This window comes from Roseateles sp. DB2, from assembly GCF_051857535.1.
GTDB lineage: Bacteria > Pseudomonadota > Gammaproteobacteria > Burkholderiales > Burkholderiaceae_C > Roseateles_B.
The window spans coordinates 12,833-31,432 of sequence record NZ_JBPZGY010000019.1 but is presented as its reverse complement, the minus strand read 5'-3'; the positions used below and the strand labels follow the sequence as shown (position 1 = coordinate 31,432).

Genomic DNA, 18,600 nt, shown 5'->3' with positions numbered 1-18,600 from the left:
GGGGGGCTCACGGGCGTTTGCGCCGGGGCTGGTAGCTGGCCGTGCTGCGGCCATGGAACTGCAGTTCCCCGCTGAGGTTGTCGTACTCGAAGGACTGCACGCTGAAACTGCCCAGGCCGGTACGCAGGGTCACCGGCAGGTGGGAGCGCATCTGCTCGCGCGGTGGGTTGACCTGCAGGAATTCGCCGCTGATCTCGAGCTGGGCGGGCTGCTTGTCGGGTTGAGCCTGGGCCTGTGCCTGGGAAAAACGGCGCACCAGCACGTCGCCCTGCAGGCGGATTTCGCTGGCATCGGCATTGCTGATGGCCTGGCGGGCCTCGGCGACGGTGAGCGTGCCATCCTTGCCCTGGGCGCGCAGCTCGATGCCGTCGATCTCCAGGGTGTCGGTATCCGGGTAGTGGCGCATCTCACGGCCGCGCAGTTGAAGGGTCAGCAGGCCGTCGGCTTGGAAACGCTGCAGCTCGAAGCCTTGCATCTGGTAATCGGGCTCATGGCGCAGCACCCGCTGGGCGCTGTCGTCGTCGGGCAGGGGGGTGCTCTTGACCAGCCACCAGCTGAAAGCGGCCAACAGGGCCAGGATCAGCAGAGGCAGGTAGGTGCCCACCAGGTTCTGCAGCCGCCACAGCAACGGGGGCGCCTCGCGCCGGCCTGCGGGGGCGGGCGGTGGTGCCAGCGGGGTGCCGGTCGTGGCGGTCATGGGCCAGCCTCCGGCCTGCGGGCGGCGCAGCTCATGCCGGGAGGCCTCCATCCAGCGTGCTCAGGTGGCCGTGCAGCAGGTCGGCGTAGCGGCCGCAGGCCATCAGCAGCAGGTCGCAGCATTCGCGGGCAGCGCCATGGCCGCCAGGGGCGCGGGTCACATGATGGGCAATGGCCAGGACCTCGGGATGGGCCTGTGCAGGCGCGCAGGCAAAGGCGGCGCGGCACATGAGAGGCAGGTCGGGCCAGTCGTCGCCCATGGCGGCCACCTGGCTCCAATCCAGGCCCATCTGGGCCAGCAGCGGTTCGGCAACGGCCAGCTTGTCTCGGGCGCCGTAGACGGCATGCTTCAGGCCCAGGTCGGCGACGCGGCGGCGCACGGCGGGCGAATCCCGGCCGGTGATGATGAGGGGCGTGATGCCGCCCTGGTCCAGCAGCTTGAGGCCGTGGCCGTCCAGGGTGGAGAAGGCCTTGAAGCTCTCGCCGCCCTCGCCGATGTAGATGCGGCCATCGGTGAGCACGCCATCCACGTCGAAGATGGCGGCTTTCAGGCCCAGGCCGTCGCCTTGCGCCTTCAGCAGCAGTTCCGGCGGGAAGCTCAATGCAGGGGTGGTGATGGCGCGCATTCAGATTACCTTGGCGCTCATCAGGTCGTTGATGTGCACGGCGCCGATCAGGCGCTCTTCCTCGGTGACCAGCACCACCGTGATGCGGGCGGCTTCCATCAGGTCGGCGGCGTCCACGGCGAGGTCGTCGGCACGCACGCTCTTGGGCTTCAGCGACATGACCTCGCCCGCGCGCAGGCTGCGCAAGTCCACGCCGCGCTCGATCAGGCGGCGCAGGTCGCCGTCGGTGAAGACGCCCTGAACGATCTCGGCCTCGTCGACCACGATGGCCAGGCCCATGCCCTTGTCGGACATGGCGCGCATCATGTCGGTGAAGGGGGTGTCGGGCTCGACCCGGGGCAGGGCGTCGCCGCTGCGCATCAGGTCACGCACATGGGTCAGCAGCTTGCGGCCCAGGGCGCCGCCGGGGTGCGAGCGGGCGAAGTCTTCGGGGCGGAAGCCGCGGGCATCGAGCAGGGCCACGGCCAGGGCGTCGCCCAGGGCCATCTGGGCCGTGGTGGAGGCGGTGGGCGCCAGGTTCAGGGGGCAGGCTTCGACGGCCACCTGGCTGTCCAGTACCAGGCTGGCATGGCGTGCCAGGCTGGACTCGGCCCGGCCTGTCATCGCGATGATGCAGACGCCCAGGCGCTTGAGCACGGGCAGCACGGCGTTGAGCTCATCGCTCTCGCCGGAATTGGAGAGGGCCAGCACCACGTCCTGCGGGGTCACCATGCCCAGGTCCCCATGGCTGGCTTCACCGGGATGCACGAACATCGCGGGGGTGCCGGTGGAAGCCAGGGTGGCGGCGATCTTGCGGCCCACATGGCCGCTCTTGCCCATGCCCATCACGACCACCCGACCCTTGCAGGCCAGCATGGCCTGGACAGACCGGGCGAAGCTCTCGCCCAGGCGGGGCAGCATGTCGGTGAGGGCCTGGGCCTCGATCTGCAGGGCCTGGCGGGCCATCTCGATGGCGCGCGCCGCGTCATAGGACTGGGGGGCATTCATGGGCGGCAGTGTAACAACCGGGGCTGCCGGCCAGCGGGCGGGCGAGGGTGTTCAGGCGGGCTGTTCGGCCAGCTTGATGTACTCGATGTTGAGGGTGATCAGCTCGCTGTAGCGCAGCACGAAATAGTCGCCGTCGACAACGTAGAAGCGGTCGGTGAAGAGCAGCGGGCGGCCGTTCTCGCCGGGGCGTTCAGGTTTGTCTGCGGCCAGGGGGCGGCGCATCACCTCGCGCAGCACCAGGCGGTCCAGCTTGCCTTCGGTGTCGAGGAAGTAGTCGCTCAGCAGGCCGGTGTAGAGAAAGGCCTCGCCGGCGATGTTGACGATGGCGCTGACGGCGATGAGGTCGGGCGCATGGTCGCGCGGGAAGTCCGCGCCGGTCAGCAGGTAGTACCAGGGCGCGCCGGAAAAGCGCAGCCAGGGGCTGAGTCGGGAGCGGTGGCTGTCCAGGCGCCAGCGGCTGATCAGGTGGCGCAGCGCCGTGGGCATGAGGTAGGCGAAGAGCAGCAGGCTGCCGAGGTAGGCCGTGATGGGGCCGGCCATGGCGGCAATGGCCTCCACGGACTGGGACTGCCGGGCGTTGTCCGAGCCCAGCAGGCGCAGCAGGACCTCGGGCCGCGGTTGATAGGTCGTCAGCAGCACAGCCAGGCCGCACCACAGCAGGTGCAGGGCCAGCGCCCAGAGCAGGGCCTCGCTGACGATCTGGCCGAAGGGGGAATAGTCCAGCGACTGCCGCTCGATGCGCTTGATGCGCGAGCGGGCGATGAAGCCGGGCAGCAGCAAGGCAAAGACAGCCAGGGTCGGCAGCGCGAAATTCATGCCCGTGACGGAGGGGGCCGGAGGTCAGGCAGCCCGCGGAACGACGACGGGGGTGAGCTTGCGGGTGCGGCCGCCATCGGACTTGAGCTCGATGACGGTGGCCTGCGGGGCTTCGCTGTCAGGGCCCTCCTGGGCCGCTTGTGCAGCGATGGCGGACTTGCGCGCCAGGTAGTGGCGCAGCTGACCCTTGGCTTGCGGGTCGGCCAGCACGGCCTTGGCGAGGGGGCTCATCAGCGCTTTCATGCCCGGGATGATGCCACAGGGCTTGCGGAGCCGGACATGAAAAAGGCCCGCCCCACGGTGGGTGTGGGCGGGCCCTGAACGAGGGCAGCGGGGCTGCCCTGTCTGGATGCATCAGGGGTAGAGGCCGCGCTCTTCGCGGGCCTGCAGCACGCGGGTGCAGGCCACGGTGAAGGCGGCGGTGCGCAGTGAGATCTTGTGCTTCTCGCTGGTCTCCCAGATGCCCTTGAAGGCGCCGATCATGATCTGGTCCAGGCGGACATTGATCTCGTCCTCGGTCCAGAAGAAGCTGGAGAAGTCCTGCACCCACTCGAAGTAGGACACGGTCACGCCGCCGGCATTGGCGATCACGTCCGGCACCACGATGATGCCGCGGTCGGCCAGCACGGCGTCGCCGTCCGGGGTGGTCGGGCCGTTGGCGCCTTCCAGCACGATGCGGGTCGAGAGACGCTGGGCGCGCTCGGCGCTGATCTGGCCTTCCAGGGCGGCGGGGATCAGCACGTCGGTCTTGACGTCCCAGAAGTTCTCGTTGTCGATCTTGTCGGCGCCCTTGAAGCCGCCCACGCCGCCGGTCTTGGCCACGTGGTCGAGCAGGTCCGTCATGTCCATGCCCTTCTCGTTCAGGATGGTGCCGGTGTGGTCCTGCACGGCGACGATCTTGGCGCCGTTGGCGGCGAACATCTTCGCGGCCACGGAACCCACGTTGCCGAAGCCCTGCACGGCGATGCGGGCGCCTTCCATGGGCACGTTCAGGCGGCGCATGGCTTCACGGCCGATCACGAACACGCCGCGGCCGGTGGCGGCCACGCGGCCCAGCGAGCCACCCAGGGGGATGGGCTTGCCGGTCACGACGCCGGTGGCGGTGGCGCCAACGTTCATCGAGTACGTGTCCATCATCCAGGCCATGATCTGGCCGTTGGTGTTCACGTCAGGCGCCGGGATGTCCTGCTGCGGGCCGATGATGATGCCGATCTCGCTGGTGTAGCGGCGCGTCACCTTCTCCAGTTCCTTCAGCGACAGGGTCTTGGGGTCCAGGCGGATGCCGCCCTTGGCGCCGCCATAGGGCAGGTTCACCGCGGCGTTCTTGACCGTCATCCAGGCCGACAGGGCCATCACTTCTTCCAGCGTGACATCCGGGTGGTAGCGCACGCCGCCCTTGCCGGGACCACGGGTCAGGCTGTGCTGCACGCGGTAGCCCTCGTAGTGGGCGATGGTGCCGTTGTCCAGCTCGATGGGGATGTCGACGATCAGGGCGCGCTTGGGGCGGCGCAGGGTCTCGACCCAGCGGGCCAGATGGCCCAGATAGGGTTCGACGGCGTCGATCTGCGACAGATAGGTGCCCCAAGGGCTGTTGCGCGTGGGCGAAACGAAGGACAGGTTGGGCATGTAATGCTCCGTAATCTTTAGCGTGGCGCGAACGGTATCGCGAACCAGGATCACGAGACCAGTGAATCCAAAGCCGAGTGCACATGCGCCTATGCGGCGAACGCATAGGTGGTGGAAGTTTGCGCCGAATGGCCTGTTTGCGCAAATTTTTGCTCAAACTGGCCCTGGTAGTTACCCATACCGCTCTGCTACCAACCCAGAAGCGAAAGGCCGGGCAGCGTCCGGCCTTCGTGCCTCCTGGGCTTGGCGGGGGCAGAAGTCAGTCCTGCCGCGGGCACGCGATGGGCAGCCGCCGCGACGCCCGCCGAGCCTGCTAGTAACCGAAGATCAGGCCCACCAGGCTGGCGATGCCCACGGCCACCACCACGTGCTGGGTGGACAGGCGCACGACGACCTTGTCCAGGGCATTGATGCCCGCGGCGCCCAGCGCGGCCAGTCCCAGGCCGCCGAGGCCGCCGAGGCCGCCGATCATGCCCAGTCCCTCCGAGAGGCCGCGGGCGATGGAGCTGCCGGTCTCGGCATTGCTGGCGAGGTCGGTGATGCCGAAGTCGCTGTTCTTGTTGCCGGAGATGTGGTGGCGGTTGCGCAGCAGCTCCTCGGCGTCCTGGCGGGCGTCGTCCGCTGTGAGACTGAGCACCTTGCCGTCGCGCCGCCGTCCATCGGCGTGCCGGTCTTGACCTGGGCGGGCAGGCCCGTGCTGCTGCAGGGGGAGGCATTACCATGACCTCATGAGTTCGCTGGACCTCGCCCTGCTGTATCTGGTGGCCGCCGTGCTGGGCGTGGTCGCCTGTCGATCTCTCAAGCTGCCGCCCATGCTGGGCTACCTGACCGTGGGGGTGCTGATCGGACCCAATGCGATGGCGCTGTCCGGCGATTCGGAGGGCGTGCGTTACCTGGCCGAGTTTGGCGTGGTCTTCCTGATGTTCGTGATCGGGCTGGAGTTCAACCTGCCCAAGCTGCGCAGCATGCGCTCCCTGGTCTTCGGCCTGGGTCTGCTGCAGGTGCTGATCACCATCCTGGGCACCATCGCCGGCAACCTGATGCTGGACCATCTGTTCGACTGGCTGGGCCTCCGCTGGGACCTGGGCTGGGAGGGCGCGCTGATGCTGGGCGCGGCCATGGCCATGAGCTCCACCGCCATCGTCGTGAAGCTCATGGCCGAACGCCTGGAGCTGGAGAGCGAGCACGGCCGTCGCGTGATGGGCGTGCTGCTGTTCCAGGATCTGGCCGTGGTGCCGCTGCTGGTGCTGATCCCCGCGCTCAAGAGCGATGGCGGCACCATGGCCGTCTCGCTGGCCTGGGCCGGGCTGAAGGCCGCCGTCGTGCTGGCCGTGCTGCTGGCAGGCGGGCAGAAGGCCATGCGATGGTGGCTGACCCTGGTGGCGCGGCGCAAGAGCGAAGAGCTCTTCATGCTCAACCTGCTGCTCGTGACCCTGGGCCTGGCCTGGGTGACAGAGCATGCCGGGCTGTCACTCGCGCTGGGCGCCTTCGTGGCCGGCATGCTGATCGCCGAGACTGAATACAAGCACCAGGTGGAGACGGACATCCGTCCCTTCCACGACGTGCTGCTGGGCCTGTTCTTCATCACCATCGGCATGAAGCTGGACTGGCGGCCGGTGGTGGCGCAGTGGCCGCTGGTCGTGCTGCTGACCTTGCTGCCGCTGGCGGCCAAGGCCACGCTGATCGCGGTGCTGGCCAAGCTCTTCCGGGCGCCGACGGGGGTGGCTATCCGCACGGGCCTGTACCTGGCGCAGGCGGGGGAGTTCGGCTTCGTGCTGCTGAGCCTGGGGGCGCAGCACCAGCTGATTGCGCCCCAGTGGGTCAGCCCGGTGCTGGCCTCCATGGTCATCTCCATGCTGGCCACGCCGCTAGTCGTGATGTACAGCAACCGCATTGTGATGAAGCTCTCGTCCAGCGACTGGCTGCTGCAGTCGGTGCAGCTGACGACCATTGCCAAGAAGTCCATCAAGGCCGATGCCCACGTGATCATCTGCGGCTACGGTCGCAGTGGCCAGAACCTGGCCCGCCTGCTGGACGCGGAGCACATCCCCTACATGGCCCTGGACCTGGACCCCGACCGCGTGCGCCAGGCCGCTGCGGCCGGCCAGAGCGTGGTCTTCGGCGACGCGGCCAAAGTGCAGAGCCTCATGGCTGCCGGCCTGGCCCGCGCCAGCGCGGTCGTGATCAGCTACCACGACACGCCTTCGGCGCTGAAGATCCTGCAGCTGGTACGCGAGCATGCGGCCCATGTGCCGGTGGTGGTACGCACCATCGACGACAGCGACCTGGAGAAGCTGCGCGCCGCCGGTGCCACCGAGGTCGTGCCCGAGGCCATCGAGGGCTCGCTGATGCTGGCCAGCCATGCCCTGGCGCTCGTGGGCGTGCCCATGCGGCGCGTGATCCGCCTGACCCGCGACGCCCGCGATGCCCGCTACGGCCTGCTGCGTGGCTATTTCCATGGCGCCGACGACGACAGCGCCGAGGAGCGCGAGCAGGCTCGCCTGCGCCCCGTCACCCTGCCGGTGGCCACGCCTTATGCCGGCGAGCCCCTGGGAGAGCTGGCACTGGAGGCCGTGGGGGTGCAGGTGGTTTCGGTGCGGCGCGCCAGCGGCGCGGTGCGGCCGGCGCAGGACGATCTGGAGCTGCTGGGCGGCGACACCCTGGTGCTGTCCGGCACGCCCGAGGCCCTGGCCCTGGCCGAGGAAAAGCTACTGCGCGGCTGAAGGCGCCGGCCAGTCCAGCTGGGGCAGGAGCCAGGCCGACCCGTCCTCGCTCAGATGGCCCTGGTCGCGGTAGAGCATCACGCCATCCCGCATCACGTCGCAGCGGTCGCCGCGGCACAGCAGGGGCTCGAAGCGCAGCACGGGAAGCACCGTGCCGGCCTGCCGCAGCCAGGCCTCTACCGCCTGGGCGCTGGCATCGCGGTGCTCGGCATCGATGCGGCAATCCGGCGTGGCGCCCAGGGTCCAGCGGCCCAGGGCCCGGCGTTCCAGGCAGGCCGCGACATTGAAGCCGGCCCGTGGCGGCGGCGCGACCAGCAGCACCTGCCGGCCCATGGCCTGCAGGTGCTGCGTGGTGCGCCGCAGATCGTCCAGCAGGGCCTGGCGCAGGCCTGCCTCGTCCAGGGCCTGCCCGGACAGCAGGCCTTGCGGCGTGAGTCGCCGGGGACTGTACTGCCGCGTGTCCAGGTACTGGGTCAGCAGGCTGGAGAGCACCACCGTGCGCACCTCCGGGTGCAGTGCCAGCCAGTCCAGCACGGCCTCGTTGAAGGCGCGGCACTGCGCCACCCAGCGCGGGGCGAAGGTCGCGCCGGGCGCCGCCTCGGGCTTGTAGGGAGCCAGGCCGGGGAAGGGGCCGCAGGAGGATTTGGTCGCCTGGATCAGGCCCGGGCCGCCCTGCTCGTCCAGGTGCCGGGCAAGACCTGGCACCAGGTGCATGGCATAGGAATCGCCCCAGACCATCCAGCGGGGATGCGCGCCGCGCTGGCATTGTGGGTGCGGGGCAAAGGGCTGCTCGGCATCGCAGTGGGCGGAGAAGCCGTAGTTCGGCCGGGTGAGCCGGGCAAAGTCATGGCCCTCAGGCGCTTGCACCCAGCGCTGGGTGAGGCTGGGCAGCACGGCCAGGGCGAGGCTGCCGATGAGCAGGGCCATCCATCCCGGCGCGCCCCGCAGGCGCGCCTTGCCGGGCAGCTCCACCCAGCGGTGCAGCAGCCAGGCCAGGGGCAGCGCGGCTGCCAGCGCGGCCAGGCGCCAGGCCGTCAGCTCGGCAGGCGCCTCATGGCCGCTCCCGACCCAGGCGCTGTGCACCGCCGCCATCAGCGGCCAGTGCACGAGGTAGAGCGAATAGCTGCGGTCGCCCAGCCAGACCAGGGGGCGCAGCCCGCGTGGCGCGGCTTCCTGGTCGGCTGGATGCTGCACCAGCAAGGCGGTGGCCAGGCAGGCGAAGAGGGCCAATGGTCCGGGATGCGGCCAGCCGGGCTGCTCCAGCAGGGGCAGGGTCAGCAGGGCGATCACGGCACCCGCGCGCAGGGCCGCAGGCACAGGCCCTGGACGCGGCCACAGCGCCACCAGCGAGCCCAGGCCCAGCTCCCAGGCGCGGCTGGGCAGTGCATAGAAGGCCAGGCTGGCGTCGCGGGACAGCCAGTACACGCACAGAGCCAGGCTGGCCAGCCCGAGCACGCCCACCGCCAGGCGCCGCCAGCGCGGTGGGGTGAGCCACAGAAGGGCCGGCAACAGCAGGTAGTACTGCTCCTCCAGTGACAGGGACCAGAAATGCAGCAGCGGCTTGAGCTCGGCGGCGCCCTGGAAGTAGCCGCTCTGCTGCCACAGCACCCAGTTGCTGGCAAAGAGCAGGGCACCACGGGCCTGCGCGGCCAGGTCCAGTTGCTCGCGGGCATTCTGCAGCCAGGGGCTGGCCAGCAGGGTCAGCGCCAGCGTGACATAGGCCGCGGGCAGCAGCCGGCGTGCGCGCCTGGCATAGAAGTCTCGGAAGCTGAACTGCCCCGCCAGCAGGGCACGCTGCACCAGGCCCGTGATCAGGTAGCCCGAGATCACGAAGAAGATGTCCACGCCCAGGTAGCCGCCGGGGATGCCGGGCAGCTGGGCATGGTGCATCAGCACCCAGGCGACGGCCAGGCCGCGCAGGGCCTGGATGTCCCAGCGCAGAGGCTGGGGTGTCGCCAAGGAGACGGGGTTGGGTGAACTCATGTCGGGCCGCATTGTCGTGCCTGCCGCCTGCGCGACAGCCGCCCCCACGGCGCTGGGTCACACTGCGTGCATGTCCCATGCCCCGAGTCTCCAGGGCCGACGTCGGCGCCTCTACCTGATGCGCCATGGCGAGGTCTGCTACTTCAACGACGTGACGGGTCGCCCGGTCCTGCCCGAGCAGGTGGGCCTGACCGCGCATGGCCAGGCCCAGGCACGGGCTGCCGGGGCCTATCTGCGCGAGCAGGGCGTGCGCCTGGACCGGGTCATCATCTCCGGCCTGCCGCGCACTGCGCAAACCGCGGCCCTGGTGCTGGCCGCTTCCGGACACGAGTCCCTGCGCCCCGAGGTCTGGCCCGAGTGGGAGGAGATCCGCGGCGGCCGCCTGTCGGAGATTCCGCCTGCGGCCCTGCGGCAGGCATTCTGCGGCCTGCACCAGGGCCAGGTGCCCGAAGGCCAGCGCTTCCTGCAGGGTGAGTCCGTCGGCGAGTTCCTGGACCGCGTCCTGCCGGCCCTGCAGCGCCTGCGCGCCGACCCGCACTGGGACAGCGCCCTGCTGGTGCTGCACGGCGTGGTCAACGCGGCCCTGCTGTCCCATGCCCTCAGCGGCGGCCAGCGCCTGCTCTACGGCAGCCTGATGCAGAGCCCGGCTTGTCTCAATGTGATCGACCTGGGCCAGGCCCCTGGCGACTGGGTGCTGCGCGGCCTGAACCTCGCGCCGCTGGATGGTCTGCGGCACGAGGATCGCCTGACCACCATGGAACATCTGCTGAACCAGTACCTGCAGTACCGTGCCGTTCGCCACCCGAAGGAACCGCCAACCGAGGAGCAAGCATGATCCGAGTGATGGGTCTCTACCACTGGGCCGAAGGTGCCCGCTTCGACGCGGCCTGCTATGCCGCCGAGCATGCGGCTCTGGCCCGTCGCCTGCTCACGCCCCTGGGCCTGCAGCGCCTGGAGCTGGCCCGCTTCCTGGGCGCAGCCCCGCCCCGCCCTGGCGAGCTGATTGCTGCCACCTTTGCGGATTTTTCCGACCTGCCCAGCGCCCAGTCCGCACTCGCCGCCGCCGGCCCCGCGCTGGCTGCGCATGTGAGCCGCTACTCCAGCCTGCAGCCGCAGATCCACCTGTGCGAGCTGCTGGTCTGATACCCCAGCCTTTCCTGAGGATCCGACATGAATTTCGACTACAGCCCCAAGGTCCAGGCCTATCGCGAGCGCCTGCTGGCCTTCTTCGACCAGCACATCTACCCCAATGAGCGCCGCTTCCACGAGGAGGTGGAGGCCAACCGCCGAGCCGGCAATGCCTGGGTGCCCACGCGCCTCATCGAGGAGCTCAAGCCCCTGGCTCGCGAGGCCGGCTTATGGAACCTGTTCCTGCCGCAGTCGGCCCGTGCACCGGAAGGACTCTCCAACCTCGAGTACGCGCCCCTGTGCGAGATCATGGGCCGCGTGTCCTGGGCCCCCGAGGTCTTCAACTGCTCCGCGCCCGATACCGGCAATATGGAGACCATCGAGCGCTACGGCAGTGAGGCCCAGAAGGACCGCTGGCTGGAGCCCCTGCTGCGCGGCGAGATCCGCTCGGCCTTTCTGATGACCGAGCCCGAGGTGGCTTCCTCCGATGCCACCAATATCCGATGCCGCATCGAGCGCCAGGGCGATGAGTACGTGATCAACGGCACCAAATGGTGGTCCAGCGGCGCTGGTGATCCGCGCTGCATGCTCTACATCGTGATGGGCAAGACCGACCCGGAGGCTGGCCGCCATGAGCAGCAGTCCATGGTGCTGGTGCCGGCAGACACGCCGGGCGTCACCGTCAAGCGGGCCCTGCCGGTTTTCGGCTATGACGATGCGCCGCATGGCCACATGGAGATCGAGCTGAAGGATGTGCGTGTGCCGGTGTCCAGCATCCTGCTGGGCGAGGGGCGCGGCTTCGAGATCGCCCAGGGCCGCTTGGGGCCGGGCCGCATCCACCACTGCATGCGTTCCATCGGGGCGGCGGAGCGGGCGCTGGAGCTCATGTGCCAGCGCGCCATCGCCCGTGTAGCCTTCGGCAAGACCCTGTCGCAGCAGACGGTGACACAGGAGCGCATCGCCGAAGCCCGCTGCCTGATCGAGCAGGCGCGCCTGCTGACGCTCAAGGCGGCCTACATGATGGACACCGTTGGCAACAAGGTCGCCAAGGCCGAGATCGCGATGATCAAGATCGTGGCGCCCAATATGGCGCTCAAGGTGATCGACTGGGCCATCCAGGTCCATGGCGGCATGGGCGTGTCCGATGACACGCCGCTGGCCATGATGTGGGCCCATCAGCGCACCCTGCGCTTCGCGGACGGACCGGACGAGGTCCATCGCAACGCCCTGGCCAAGCTGGAACTGGCCCGGCACATGAAGCTCCCTTCCGACAAGATCGCGATGCCGGTGACGCGCGGCGCCTGAGCGCCATCCCCCTAAGGTTGGGGGCGTGCTCGGGACTTGCACGCCTGGGCAGCGGCAGGGCTTGTCCCTAGGATGCCGGCTTTGCCCGGATCTCTGCTTCGGCCGCCTCACGCCCCATGTCCAGCCGCCCCGCCACCGCCACCCTGCGCCGCCGCCAGCGGATGCGCTGGCATGCCGCCTTGCGCGGGACCCAGGACTTGCTGATGAAGAAGGGCATGGCCGTGCTGCTGCTGGCCTGCCTGCTGATGCAGCTGGCTTGCTTTGCTGGGGGGCTGCATGCGCAGTCGCAGGGCGAGCCGGTGCTGGGCTGGGCCATCGCCGGCATGGTGCCGGGTTTGCTGGCCGCCGTGCTGGGCCTGCTGATGCTGGCGCAGGGGCGTCACCAGATCCAACGCGCCTATGACCAGTTGGAGGAGGCCATCGATGCGCTGCCGGCCAGCGTCGAGATCTTCGATGCCGACGACCGTCTGGTCGCCTACAACCGCAAGCTGATCGAGATCTATCCGCACATGTGGGGGGCCTTCGACCGCGGCGCCAGCTTTCAGGAGATGGCGCGGGCCTCGGCCTACAGCGGTGGTGTTCCCGAGGCCCGGGGCCGCGAGGAAGCCTGGCTCGCCGAGCGCCTGGCCCAGCGCGGCCAGCAGATCGAGCCCCTGCTGCAGCGGGTGCATGACAACAAGTGGCTGCGCATCCATGAGCAGCGCACGGCCTCCGGCGGCATCGTTGGCGTGCGCATGGATGTCAGCGACCTGGTGCAGGAGCAGCAGCGCCTGGCTGCGAGCCAGGCCCATCTGCAGGCCGTGATCCAGGCAGCGCGCAATGCCATCATCACGCTGGACACCGATGGCCACATGCTGGAGGTGAACCCGGCTTGCGAAGCGCTGTTCGGCTACACGGCTGCTGAGCTGCAGGGGGCGCACCTGAGCATGGTGCTGGACAGCAGCGAGCGCGGCGAGTCCCGCCTGCAGCCGCAGCTGCTGCTGGGGCGGCAGCATGAGATGAGCGGCCGCCACCGCGGCGGCACCGGCCTGGCCCTGCAGCTCAATGTGGCCGAGGTGAAGACGGCGACCACGCATCTCTTCGTCTGCATCATCGCGGACTTCACGGAGCGCAAGCGCCAGGAGCTGCGCCTGCGCCATGCCAACGAGCTGCTGGCCCGCCAGACCACCACCGATGGCCTCACCCGCGTCGGCAACCGCCGCCTCTTCGATGAGCTGCTGCGCCAGGCCTGGCAGCGCAGCTTGCATCACCAGCAGCCCGTGTCCCTGCTGCTGCTGGATATCGACCATTTCAAGCAATACAACGATTGCCATGGCCACGTTGCCGGCGACGACTGCCTGCGCCGCGTGGCCAGCCTGCTGCAGTCCTGCGTCAACGAGGCCGTGCTGTGCCGCTACGGCGGCGAGGAGTTCGCGGTGCTGCTGGAGGATGTGGACGCCATCGAGGCGCGGCAGATCGCCCAGCGCTGCCTGGACAGCTTGCGCCTGGCCGCCATCCCCCACGGTGCCAGCCCCTTGCGCAGCGGCGTGACCCTCAGCATCGGCCACGCCACGCGCGTGGCCCAGGCTGGCGAGGACGGCGGCCTGCTGGTCGAGCTGGCGGATGCGGCGTTGTATGCGGCCAAGCGCAATGGGCGGGCGAGGCTGGTGAGTGACGGCAAGGCGGCGTAATGGGCACTCAGTATTGCGGTTGGCATATTCCTGATTCATTCGGGGAGAAGCTATGAAAAAGGATGATGGCGATGGCGGTGCTGACCGTGGTGGCGTCTGCGGCATCAGCCGGTGTGGACTGCACCCCCGTGACCCCTCAACTCGTAGTGCGCGATGGCGTTGAAGGCACGCATGTTGCTTCTGGTCCTCGTCAGCAAGCCCTGCTTGGGGGCGACGCGGGCGGCGCCAGCCTGCTGCTGCCGGGCGTGGCTGTGTTCAGCTGGGAGGGAGCCAATGGGCCTTGCGGCTTCTTCAACGCCTTCGTGGATCAGGCCGAGCAGGACAGAAAGCGTCTGAAGGACATTCTTGACTGCTTTGATGGTGTCGCCGCTTGCCCCCACAGGGCGGACGCTCAACCGGCCGGCGGGGAGCTTTCTGATTCAAGTCAGTCCGACAGAGGAGCAGAGGGCCGAGGCGCGCGCCCGTGAACTGCTGGAGGGCATGCCGCCGCTGCCTGGCACAAAGTAGAGCCCAGGTGGAGCCCAGCCGCAGGCCTGGGCACAATCCGGCCTCATGAGCCACAGTGACCTCGACTTCATCCGCCAGCAGATCCGCACCGTGCCCGACTGGCCCAGCGCGGGCGTGCAGTTCCGGGACATCACACCCCTGCTGTCCAGCCCCAAGGCCTTCCGGGTGCTGATCGACCAGTTCGTGCACCGCTATTTCGATGCCCGGCCCACGGCCATCGCGGGCCTGGATGCGCGGGGCTTCATCATCGGCTCGGTGCTGGCCTATGAGCTCAACATCGGCTTCGTGCCCATACGCAAGAAAGGCAAGCTGCCCTTCACCACGGTGCAGGAGAGCTACGAGCTGGAGTACGGCAGCGCCACAGTGGAGATCCACACCGATGCGCTTGGCCCTCAGGACCGCGTGGTGCTGATCGACGACCTCATCGCCACCGGCGGCACCATGCTGGCCGGCCTGCGCCTGCTGCAGCGCCTGGGCGCGCAGGTGATTGAGGGCGCGGCCATCGTGGACCTGCCCGAGCTGGGCGGCTCCGATCGCATCCGCGCGGCGGGGCTGCCCCTGCATACGCTGGTGAGCTTCGAGGGGCACTAAGCCGTTCCGCGGGGCAGGCAACGGCTTGTCGATGCGGCACCGTGCGGCTCAGGCCGTGGCGCCGCGCAGCTTCCAGCGCAGGTCCAGCGCAGCGGGCCTCAGGGTCACCTCCAGCACCTCGTCAGGCAGCGGCGCCTGACAGGGCAGCAGGTCCAGGGCCGGTGCCATCAGGGCCAGCAAGGTCTTCATCTGCAGCAGGGCGGCATAGCGGCCCGGGCAGGTGCGTGCGCCCGCGCCGAAGGGCATGGAGGAGGCGCAGGGCGTCTGGCCGTCCAGGGCCAGCCAGCGTTCAGGGCGGAACTCGTGGCGGTCCTCGGGGCCGTGCCTGAGGGCACTGTAGCGGTTGAGCGTCATCAGGCCCGCGCCCCGGGGCACCAGCACGCCGCCCACCACCTGATCCTCGGCAGACTGGAACATCAGCAGGCTGATGACCGGTCGCAGGCGCTGCGATTCCTGGATCAGGGCCTCGGCGTAGGGCAGGCGACGCAGGCTGTCGTAGTCGGGGCCTTCGGGCGGGCAGGACTGGGCGATCTCGGTCTGCAACTGCTGCCAGGCCCCGGGGTGGCGGCTTGCCAGGGTCAGCAGCCAGGCAAGGGAATGGGCGCTGGTGTCTTCGCCGGCGAAGACCAGCTCGGTCAGCAGGCGCACCAGCTGTTCGTCGCTCAGCTCGACGGGGTGCTCACCGGCCTCGGGCTGGTCCTGGGCGATCAGCAGGGCGTCCAGCAGATGGCGCGGCGCGGCCGTCGGGTGGGCCGCACGGTGGGCGCGGGCCTGTTCGATGAGGGGCAGCAGGGCCAGGCGCACGCGTGTGATGGCTGCATCCACGGCGCGTTCCGGGGCGGTCTTGAACCAGCGCCACAGCGGCAGCGTCGTGTTGATGCGCCGCCAGACCTGGCCGATCAGGAATTCAATGTCCGACTGCAGCTGATGGCTGCCGGCGCTGGACTGCGCAGGGCCTTCATGCCTGAGCGGGGGGGCGCCCTTGTCCAGGCGATGCTGTGGGGCATCCTTCATGCCGTCGTCAGCCCCCAGGTCCACGCCCATGACCAGTGCCACGCCCACCTCCAGGGAGAAGCGCGGCAGGTCTCGGGCGAGTTCAGGCTGCCGGCCTGACCGCAGGGCCTGCTCCCAACGCTCGCGCCAGCGTTGGCCTATAAGCAGCATGCGGGGATGGAAGCCCCGCAGCACCTCGGGTGTGAAGGCCCGCACCGTCAGGCGACGCAGGGCCTGCCAGCGCTCGCCTTCGCTCATGAAGAGGCCATCCACGCCCAGTTCCTGGCAGACGCGCCGGGTGGTGGGGCTGCGCAGCACATGCCGTGGGCGCCTGCGCATCACGTCCTGGGCCAGTTGGTGGTCAGCCACGACCAGCACCGGCCGCCGGCCCAGTTGCAGGCGGTACAGGGGGCCGTGCGTGCCGGCCCAGCCCTCCAGCTGCTGCTGCAGGCGGTGGCGGTCCAGGACGGGCAGATGACCCAGCAGCGGCCAGCCGGGTGGGCCGGCGAGTTCACGCAGCGGCTGAGGCGGTCGTGCGTAGGCGCAGGCCGCCGGGCTTGGCCGACCGAAGTCGGCCGGACCCGGTCGCGGACCGGGGTCCGTGGCGTCACGGGTGGGTTTCATTCACTCTCTCCCTCTTTGTGCCGCGATGGTAATAGCGCGCCAGAGGAGTGGCCCGAGGGCAGACCCTCAGGCCGTGAGCAAATGAAAGGAGATGCAGGCGCCCGCCGCGGTCAGGCGGCCGCCTCAGCGGCCCTGCTTGAGCCGCGTCAGGTCCAGTGCCACGGCGTTGGAGGCGGCCGAGAATGCCGTGTTGGCGCCCAGCAGTGCACGCGCCTCGTCCATGCGGCCGGCGTTGATGGTCCGCGCCACGGCCCCTGCCGCCTGATGGAATTCCTTGTGGTGCTCGATCAGCGCCATGAAGCCAGGCTGGCCGCCGAAGCGCTGTCGGCCGTTGCCGTAAAGCCATTGGCCCAGGGCGCAGCGGTCGTCGCAGCCTATGGTCTGGGCGTCCAACTGCTCGGCATGCTCGATGGCCTTGCGCAGCTTGACCTTCCATTGCCGGTGGGCCTCGATCGCGGACTCGACGTTGATGTCCAGCTCAGGCCTGCGGTTGCGCAGGCTTTCGGTCAGCGCGCCGGCGGGCAGGCGGAAGCTCTCGACCTCCTGCGACAGCGCTCTGGCCTCGTCCTTGAGGGCCGAAGCTCCGGCTGCGGTTTCTTCGACCATCGCGGCGTTCTGCTGCGTGGCGCGGTCCAGCTCCTGCACGGCCTGGCCGACCTGGGCAATGCCCTGGCTCTGCTCGGCCGCGCCGGTGGCGATCTGCTGCAGCAGTTGGTTGATCTGCACGGCGCCGCTGACGACGCTGCCCATGGTTTCACCGGCATTCTCCGCGATGCGCGTGCCGCCCTCGACTTTCTCGACGCTGGCCGTGATCAGGCTCTTGATCTCCTTGGCCGCTGTCGCGCTGCGCTGGGCCAGGGCCCGCACCTCGGAGGCCACGACTGCGAAGCCGCGGCCCTGCTCGCCGGCACGGGCCGCCTCCACCGCCGCATTGAGGGCGAGGATGTTGGTCTGGAAGGCGATGCCGTCAATCACGCCAATGATGTCGTTGATGCGGTGCGAGGACTGCTGGATGTCCTGCATGGTGCTGACCATCTGAGCGATCACCAGGCCGCCATGGCGCGCCACCTCGGCATTGCGCGAGGCGATGCCGGTGGCGCTCTGCGCATGCTCCGTGGATTGGCGCACGGTGGCACTGATCTGTTCCATGGCCGCAGCGGTTTCCTCGAGGTTGGCGGCCGTCTGCTCGGTGCGGGAGGACAGGTCCATGGCGCCGGTGGCGATTTCGCTGCTGGAATTGAGGATCTCGTCACTGCTCTGGCGCACGCCTTGCACCATCCGGACCAGCGACTCCTGCATGGCGCGCAGGTCCAGCATGAGCTCGGCGGCCTCGTCGCGGCCCCAGGGTTCGGGTGCGGTGGTGAGGTCTCCCTGCGTCATTGCGTGCAGGTGGCGGCGGGTCTCCGCGAGTCCGCCCTCCATCACGCGGTAGAAGCAGATGAAGAGGTAGAGGGCCAGCACCAAGAACGGGCCCATGATCAAGGCGCTCGTCATCAGGCGAGCTCGCGCGGCTTGGCGCAGCTCATCGACGTAGATGCCCGACCCTATCACCCAGCCCCAGGGCTCGAAGCTGCTGACGTAGGAGAGCTTGTCCACCGGCTCCTGCTGGCCAGGCCGCGGCCACTGGTAGTCGACGAAGCCGGCGCCGTGCTGGCGCGCCTCGGCCGCAAAGGCCAGGAAAAGGGCCTTGCCGTTGGGGTCCTTGATGCCGCTGCCGTCCTTGCCGTCCAGCTCGGGCTTGGTGGGATGCATCACCACGCCGGCCTGCAGGTCGTTGATCCAGAAGTACTCGTCCTTGTCGTAGCGCAGGGCGGCGACGGCGGACTTGGCGGCCGCCTGGGCCGCCTCGCGGCTCAGCTTGCCCTCCTGCTCCTGCTTGTGCATCCATTGCAGCACGCTGCGAGCCACCTCCACATGCTGGCGGGTGGCGTTCTTGCGGTCCTGCAGGGCGGCGTCCGATTGCGCCTGCAGCTGCCACAGCAGCAGGGCCGATGCCGGCAGCAGCATCAGGGCCGAGAGGATCAGGGCCTTGAGCGTGAAGCGCAACTCACGGAACAGGCGGATGCCCGGGGCCCACAGCCCGTGGAAGGAGAAAAAGCCGCCTTCGCGGTGGCGGCTATGCGGGGAGGAAGGTGGGATTGCCTTCAATGCCATGACTGCTCCTGTGCGATGTCCAGCCTGCTTCTGCGGCGCCGGGTGAATGCTGGCCACTTTGCAAACGGTTGCTTACACCTAGCATTGCACGGCAGGCAGGCTGTGGCGTATTTGATGCATCTCAAGCGAGCGAAGGCGCTGCTGGGCGATTGCGGTAGTACTGCCGCCTTG

The 18,600-nt window shown here is 69.0% G+C and carries 17 protein-coding genes; 7 read left to right on the top strand and 10 right to left on the bottom strand.

Annotated elements, in window-relative coordinates; translation table 11 throughout:
- Positions 1–7: 7 nt before the first annotated feature.
- The 7 genes from lptC to ACS5PK_RS20540 form a co-directional block, all read right to left on the bottom strand.
- Complete coding sequence (gene lptC, locus ACS5PK_RS20570) at positions 8–697, bottom strand: LPS export ABC transporter periplasmic protein LptC (RefSeq protein WP_439442138.1); 690 nt, start codon at positions 695–697, stop codon at positions 8–10.
- Positions 698–728: 31 nt separating this feature from the next.
- Positions 729–1,322, bottom strand: coding sequence for a KdsC family phosphatase (locus ACS5PK_RS20565; protein WP_439442137.1), 594 nt, complete (start codon positions 1,320–1,322; stop codon positions 729–731).
- Positions 1,323–2,309, bottom strand: coding sequence for a KpsF/GutQ family sugar-phosphate isomerase (locus ACS5PK_RS20560; protein ID WP_439442136.1), 987 nt, complete (start codon positions 2,307–2,309; stop codon positions 1,323–1,325). It lies immediately after the preceding gene.
- Positions 2,310–2,360: 51 nt separating this feature from the next.
- Positions 2,361–3,125, bottom strand: a complete 765-nt coding sequence (locus tag ACS5PK_RS20555; protein ID WP_439442135.1) for a hypothetical protein — start codon at positions 3,123–3,125, stop codon at positions 2,361–2,363.
- Positions 3,126–3,149: 24 nt separating this feature from the next.
- A complete protein-coding gene (locus ACS5PK_RS20550) occupies positions 3,150–3,356 on the bottom strand; it encodes a hypothetical protein (protein WP_439442134.1) in 207 nt (68 codons plus the stop codon).
- A gap of 123 nt (positions 3,357–3,479) precedes the next feature.
- Entirely contained in the window at positions 3,480–4,751 is a 1,272-nt protein-coding gene (locus ACS5PK_RS20545) for a Glu/Leu/Phe/Val family dehydrogenase (protein WP_439442133.1), read from the bottom strand.
- Between the two features lie 313 nt (positions 4,752–5,064).
- Complete coding sequence (locus tag ACS5PK_RS20540; RefSeq protein WP_439442132.1) at positions 5,065–5,388, bottom strand: hypothetical protein; 324 nt, start codon at positions 5,386–5,388, stop codon at positions 5,065–5,067.
- Positions 5,389–5,479: 91 nt separating this feature from the next.
- On the opposite strand from ACS5PK_RS20540, the gene ACS5PK_RS20535 reads away from it, so the two are divergent.
- Complete coding sequence (locus tag ACS5PK_RS20535) at positions 5,480–7,474, top strand: cation:proton antiporter domain-containing protein (protein ID WP_439442131.1); 1,995 nt, start codon at positions 5,480–5,482, stop codon at positions 7,472–7,474.
- On the opposite strand, the gene ACS5PK_RS20530 is transcribed toward ACS5PK_RS20535, so the two are convergent.
- Complete coding sequence (locus tag ACS5PK_RS20530; protein ID WP_439442130.1) at positions 7,460–9,457, bottom strand: acyltransferase family protein; 1,998 nt, start codon at positions 9,455–9,457, stop codon at positions 7,460–7,462. The two genes, ACS5PK_RS20535 and ACS5PK_RS20530, sit on opposite strands and share 15 nt — an antisense overlap.
- A 70-nt stretch (positions 9,458–9,527) precedes the next feature.
- On the opposite strand from ACS5PK_RS20530, the gene ACS5PK_RS20525 reads away from it, so the two are divergent.
- The 6 genes from ACS5PK_RS20525 (at position 9,528) to ACS5PK_RS20500 (ending at position 14,658) form a co-directional block, all read left to right on the top strand.
- Positions 9,528–10,292 (top strand): histidine phosphatase family protein, encoded by a 765-nt coding sequence (locus ACS5PK_RS20525; protein ID WP_439442129.1) that lies wholly within the window; start codon positions 9,528–9,530, stop codon positions 10,290–10,292.
- Positions 10,289–10,600, top strand: coding sequence for an EthD family reductase (locus ACS5PK_RS20520; RefSeq protein ID WP_439442128.1), 312 nt, complete (start codon positions 10,289–10,291; stop codon positions 10,598–10,600). The genes ACS5PK_RS20525 and ACS5PK_RS20520 overlap by 4 nt, the downstream gene beginning before the upstream one ends.
- 27 nt (positions 10,601–10,627) lie before the next feature.
- Positions 10,628–11,890 (top strand): acyl-CoA dehydrogenase family protein, encoded by a 1,263-nt coding sequence (locus ACS5PK_RS20515; RefSeq protein ID WP_439442127.1) that lies wholly within the window; start codon positions 10,628–10,630, stop codon positions 11,888–11,890.
- A gap of 116 nt (positions 11,891–12,006) precedes the next feature.
- A complete protein-coding gene (locus tag ACS5PK_RS20510) occupies positions 12,007–13,560 on the top strand; it encodes a sensor domain-containing diguanylate cyclase (RefSeq protein ID WP_439442126.1) in 1,554 nt (517 codons plus the stop codon).
- Positions 13,561–13,631: 71 nt separating this feature from the next.
- Complete coding sequence (locus tag ACS5PK_RS20505) at positions 13,632–14,027, top strand: hypothetical protein (protein WP_439442125.1); 396 nt, start codon at positions 13,632–13,634, stop codon at positions 14,025–14,027.
- An 85-nt stretch (positions 14,028–14,112) separates the two neighbouring features.
- Complete coding sequence (locus ACS5PK_RS20500) at positions 14,113–14,658, top strand: adenine phosphoribosyltransferase (protein ID WP_439442124.1); 546 nt, start codon at positions 14,113–14,115, stop codon at positions 14,656–14,658.
- A 48-nt stretch (positions 14,659–14,706) separates the two neighbouring features.
- Here the strand turns inward: ACS5PK_RS20500 and ACS5PK_RS20495 are convergent, their stop codons facing one another.
- Entirely contained in the window at positions 14,707–16,275 is a 1,569-nt protein-coding gene (locus ACS5PK_RS20495) for a cytochrome P450 (protein ID WP_439442123.1), read from the bottom strand.
- A 123-nt stretch (positions 16,276–16,398) separates the two neighbouring features.
- Complete coding sequence (locus ACS5PK_RS20490) at positions 16,399–18,429, bottom strand: methyl-accepting chemotaxis protein (RefSeq protein WP_439442122.1); 2,031 nt, start codon at positions 18,427–18,429, stop codon at positions 16,399–16,401.
- Positions 18,430–18,600: the final 171 nt, after the last annotated feature.

Excerpts from the sequence above, each read along its gene's own strand:
- ACS5PK_RS20560 (WP_439442136.1), bottom strand. The coding sequence starts at position 2,309 with ATGAATGCCCCCCAGTCCTATGACGCGGCGCGCGCCATCGAGATGGCC.
- ACS5PK_RS20530 (WP_439442130.1), bottom strand. The coding sequence starts at position 9,457 with ATGAGTTCACCCAACCCCGTCTCCTTGGCGACACCCCAGCCTCTGCGC.
- ACS5PK_RS20535 (WP_439442131.1), top strand. The coding sequence starts at position 5,480 with ATGAGTTCGCTGGACCTCGCCCTGCTGTATCTGGTGGCCGCCGTGCTG.
- ACS5PK_RS20565 (WP_439442137.1), bottom strand. The coding sequence starts at position 1,322 with ATGCGCGCCATCACCACCCCTGCATTGAGCTTCCCGCCGGAACTGCTG.
- ACS5PK_RS20520 (WP_439442128.1), top strand. The coding sequence starts at position 10,289 with ATGATCCGAGTGATGGGTCTCTACCACTGGGCCGAAGGTGCCCGCTTC.
- ACS5PK_RS20550 (WP_439442134.1), bottom strand. The coding sequence starts at position 3,356 with ATGAGCCCCCTCGCCAAGGCCGTGCTGGCCGACCCGCAAGCCAAGGGT.
- ACS5PK_RS20500 (WP_439442124.1), top strand. The coding sequence starts at position 14,113 with ATGAGCCACAGTGACCTCGACTTCATCCGCCAGCAGATCCGCACCGTG.
- ACS5PK_RS20525 (WP_439442129.1), top strand. The coding sequence starts at position 9,528 with ATGTCCCATGCCCCGAGTCTCCAGGGCCGACGTCGGCGCCTCTACCTG.
- ACS5PK_RS20545 (WP_439442133.1), bottom strand. The coding sequence starts at position 4,751 with ATGCCCAACCTGTCCTTCGTTTCGCCCACGCGCAACAGCCCTTGGGGC.
- lptC (WP_439442138.1), bottom strand. The coding sequence starts at position 697 with ATGACCGCCACGACCGGCACCCCGCTGGCACCACCGCCCGCCCCCGCA.
- ACS5PK_RS20495 (WP_439442123.1), bottom strand. The coding sequence starts at position 16,275 with ATGAAACCCACCCGTGACGCCACGGACCCCGGTCCGCGACCGGGTCCG.
- ACS5PK_RS20490 (WP_439442122.1), bottom strand. The coding sequence starts at position 18,429 with ATGGCATTGAAGGCAATCCCACCTTCCTCCCCGCATAGCCGCCACCGC.
- ACS5PK_RS20505 (WP_439442125.1), top strand. The coding sequence starts at position 13,632 with ATGGCGGTGCTGACCGTGGTGGCGTCTGCGGCATCAGCCGGTGTGGAC.
- ACS5PK_RS20555 (WP_439442135.1), bottom strand. The coding sequence starts at position 3,125 with ATGAATTTCGCGCTGCCGACCCTGGCTGTCTTTGCCTTGCTGCTGCCC.
- ACS5PK_RS20510 (WP_439442126.1), top strand. The coding sequence starts at position 12,007 with ATGTCCAGCCGCCCCGCCACCGCCACCCTGCGCCGCCGCCAGCGGATG.
- ACS5PK_RS20515 (WP_439442127.1), top strand. The coding sequence starts at position 10,628 with ATGAATTTCGACTACAGCCCCAAGGTCCAGGCCTATCGCGAGCGCCTG.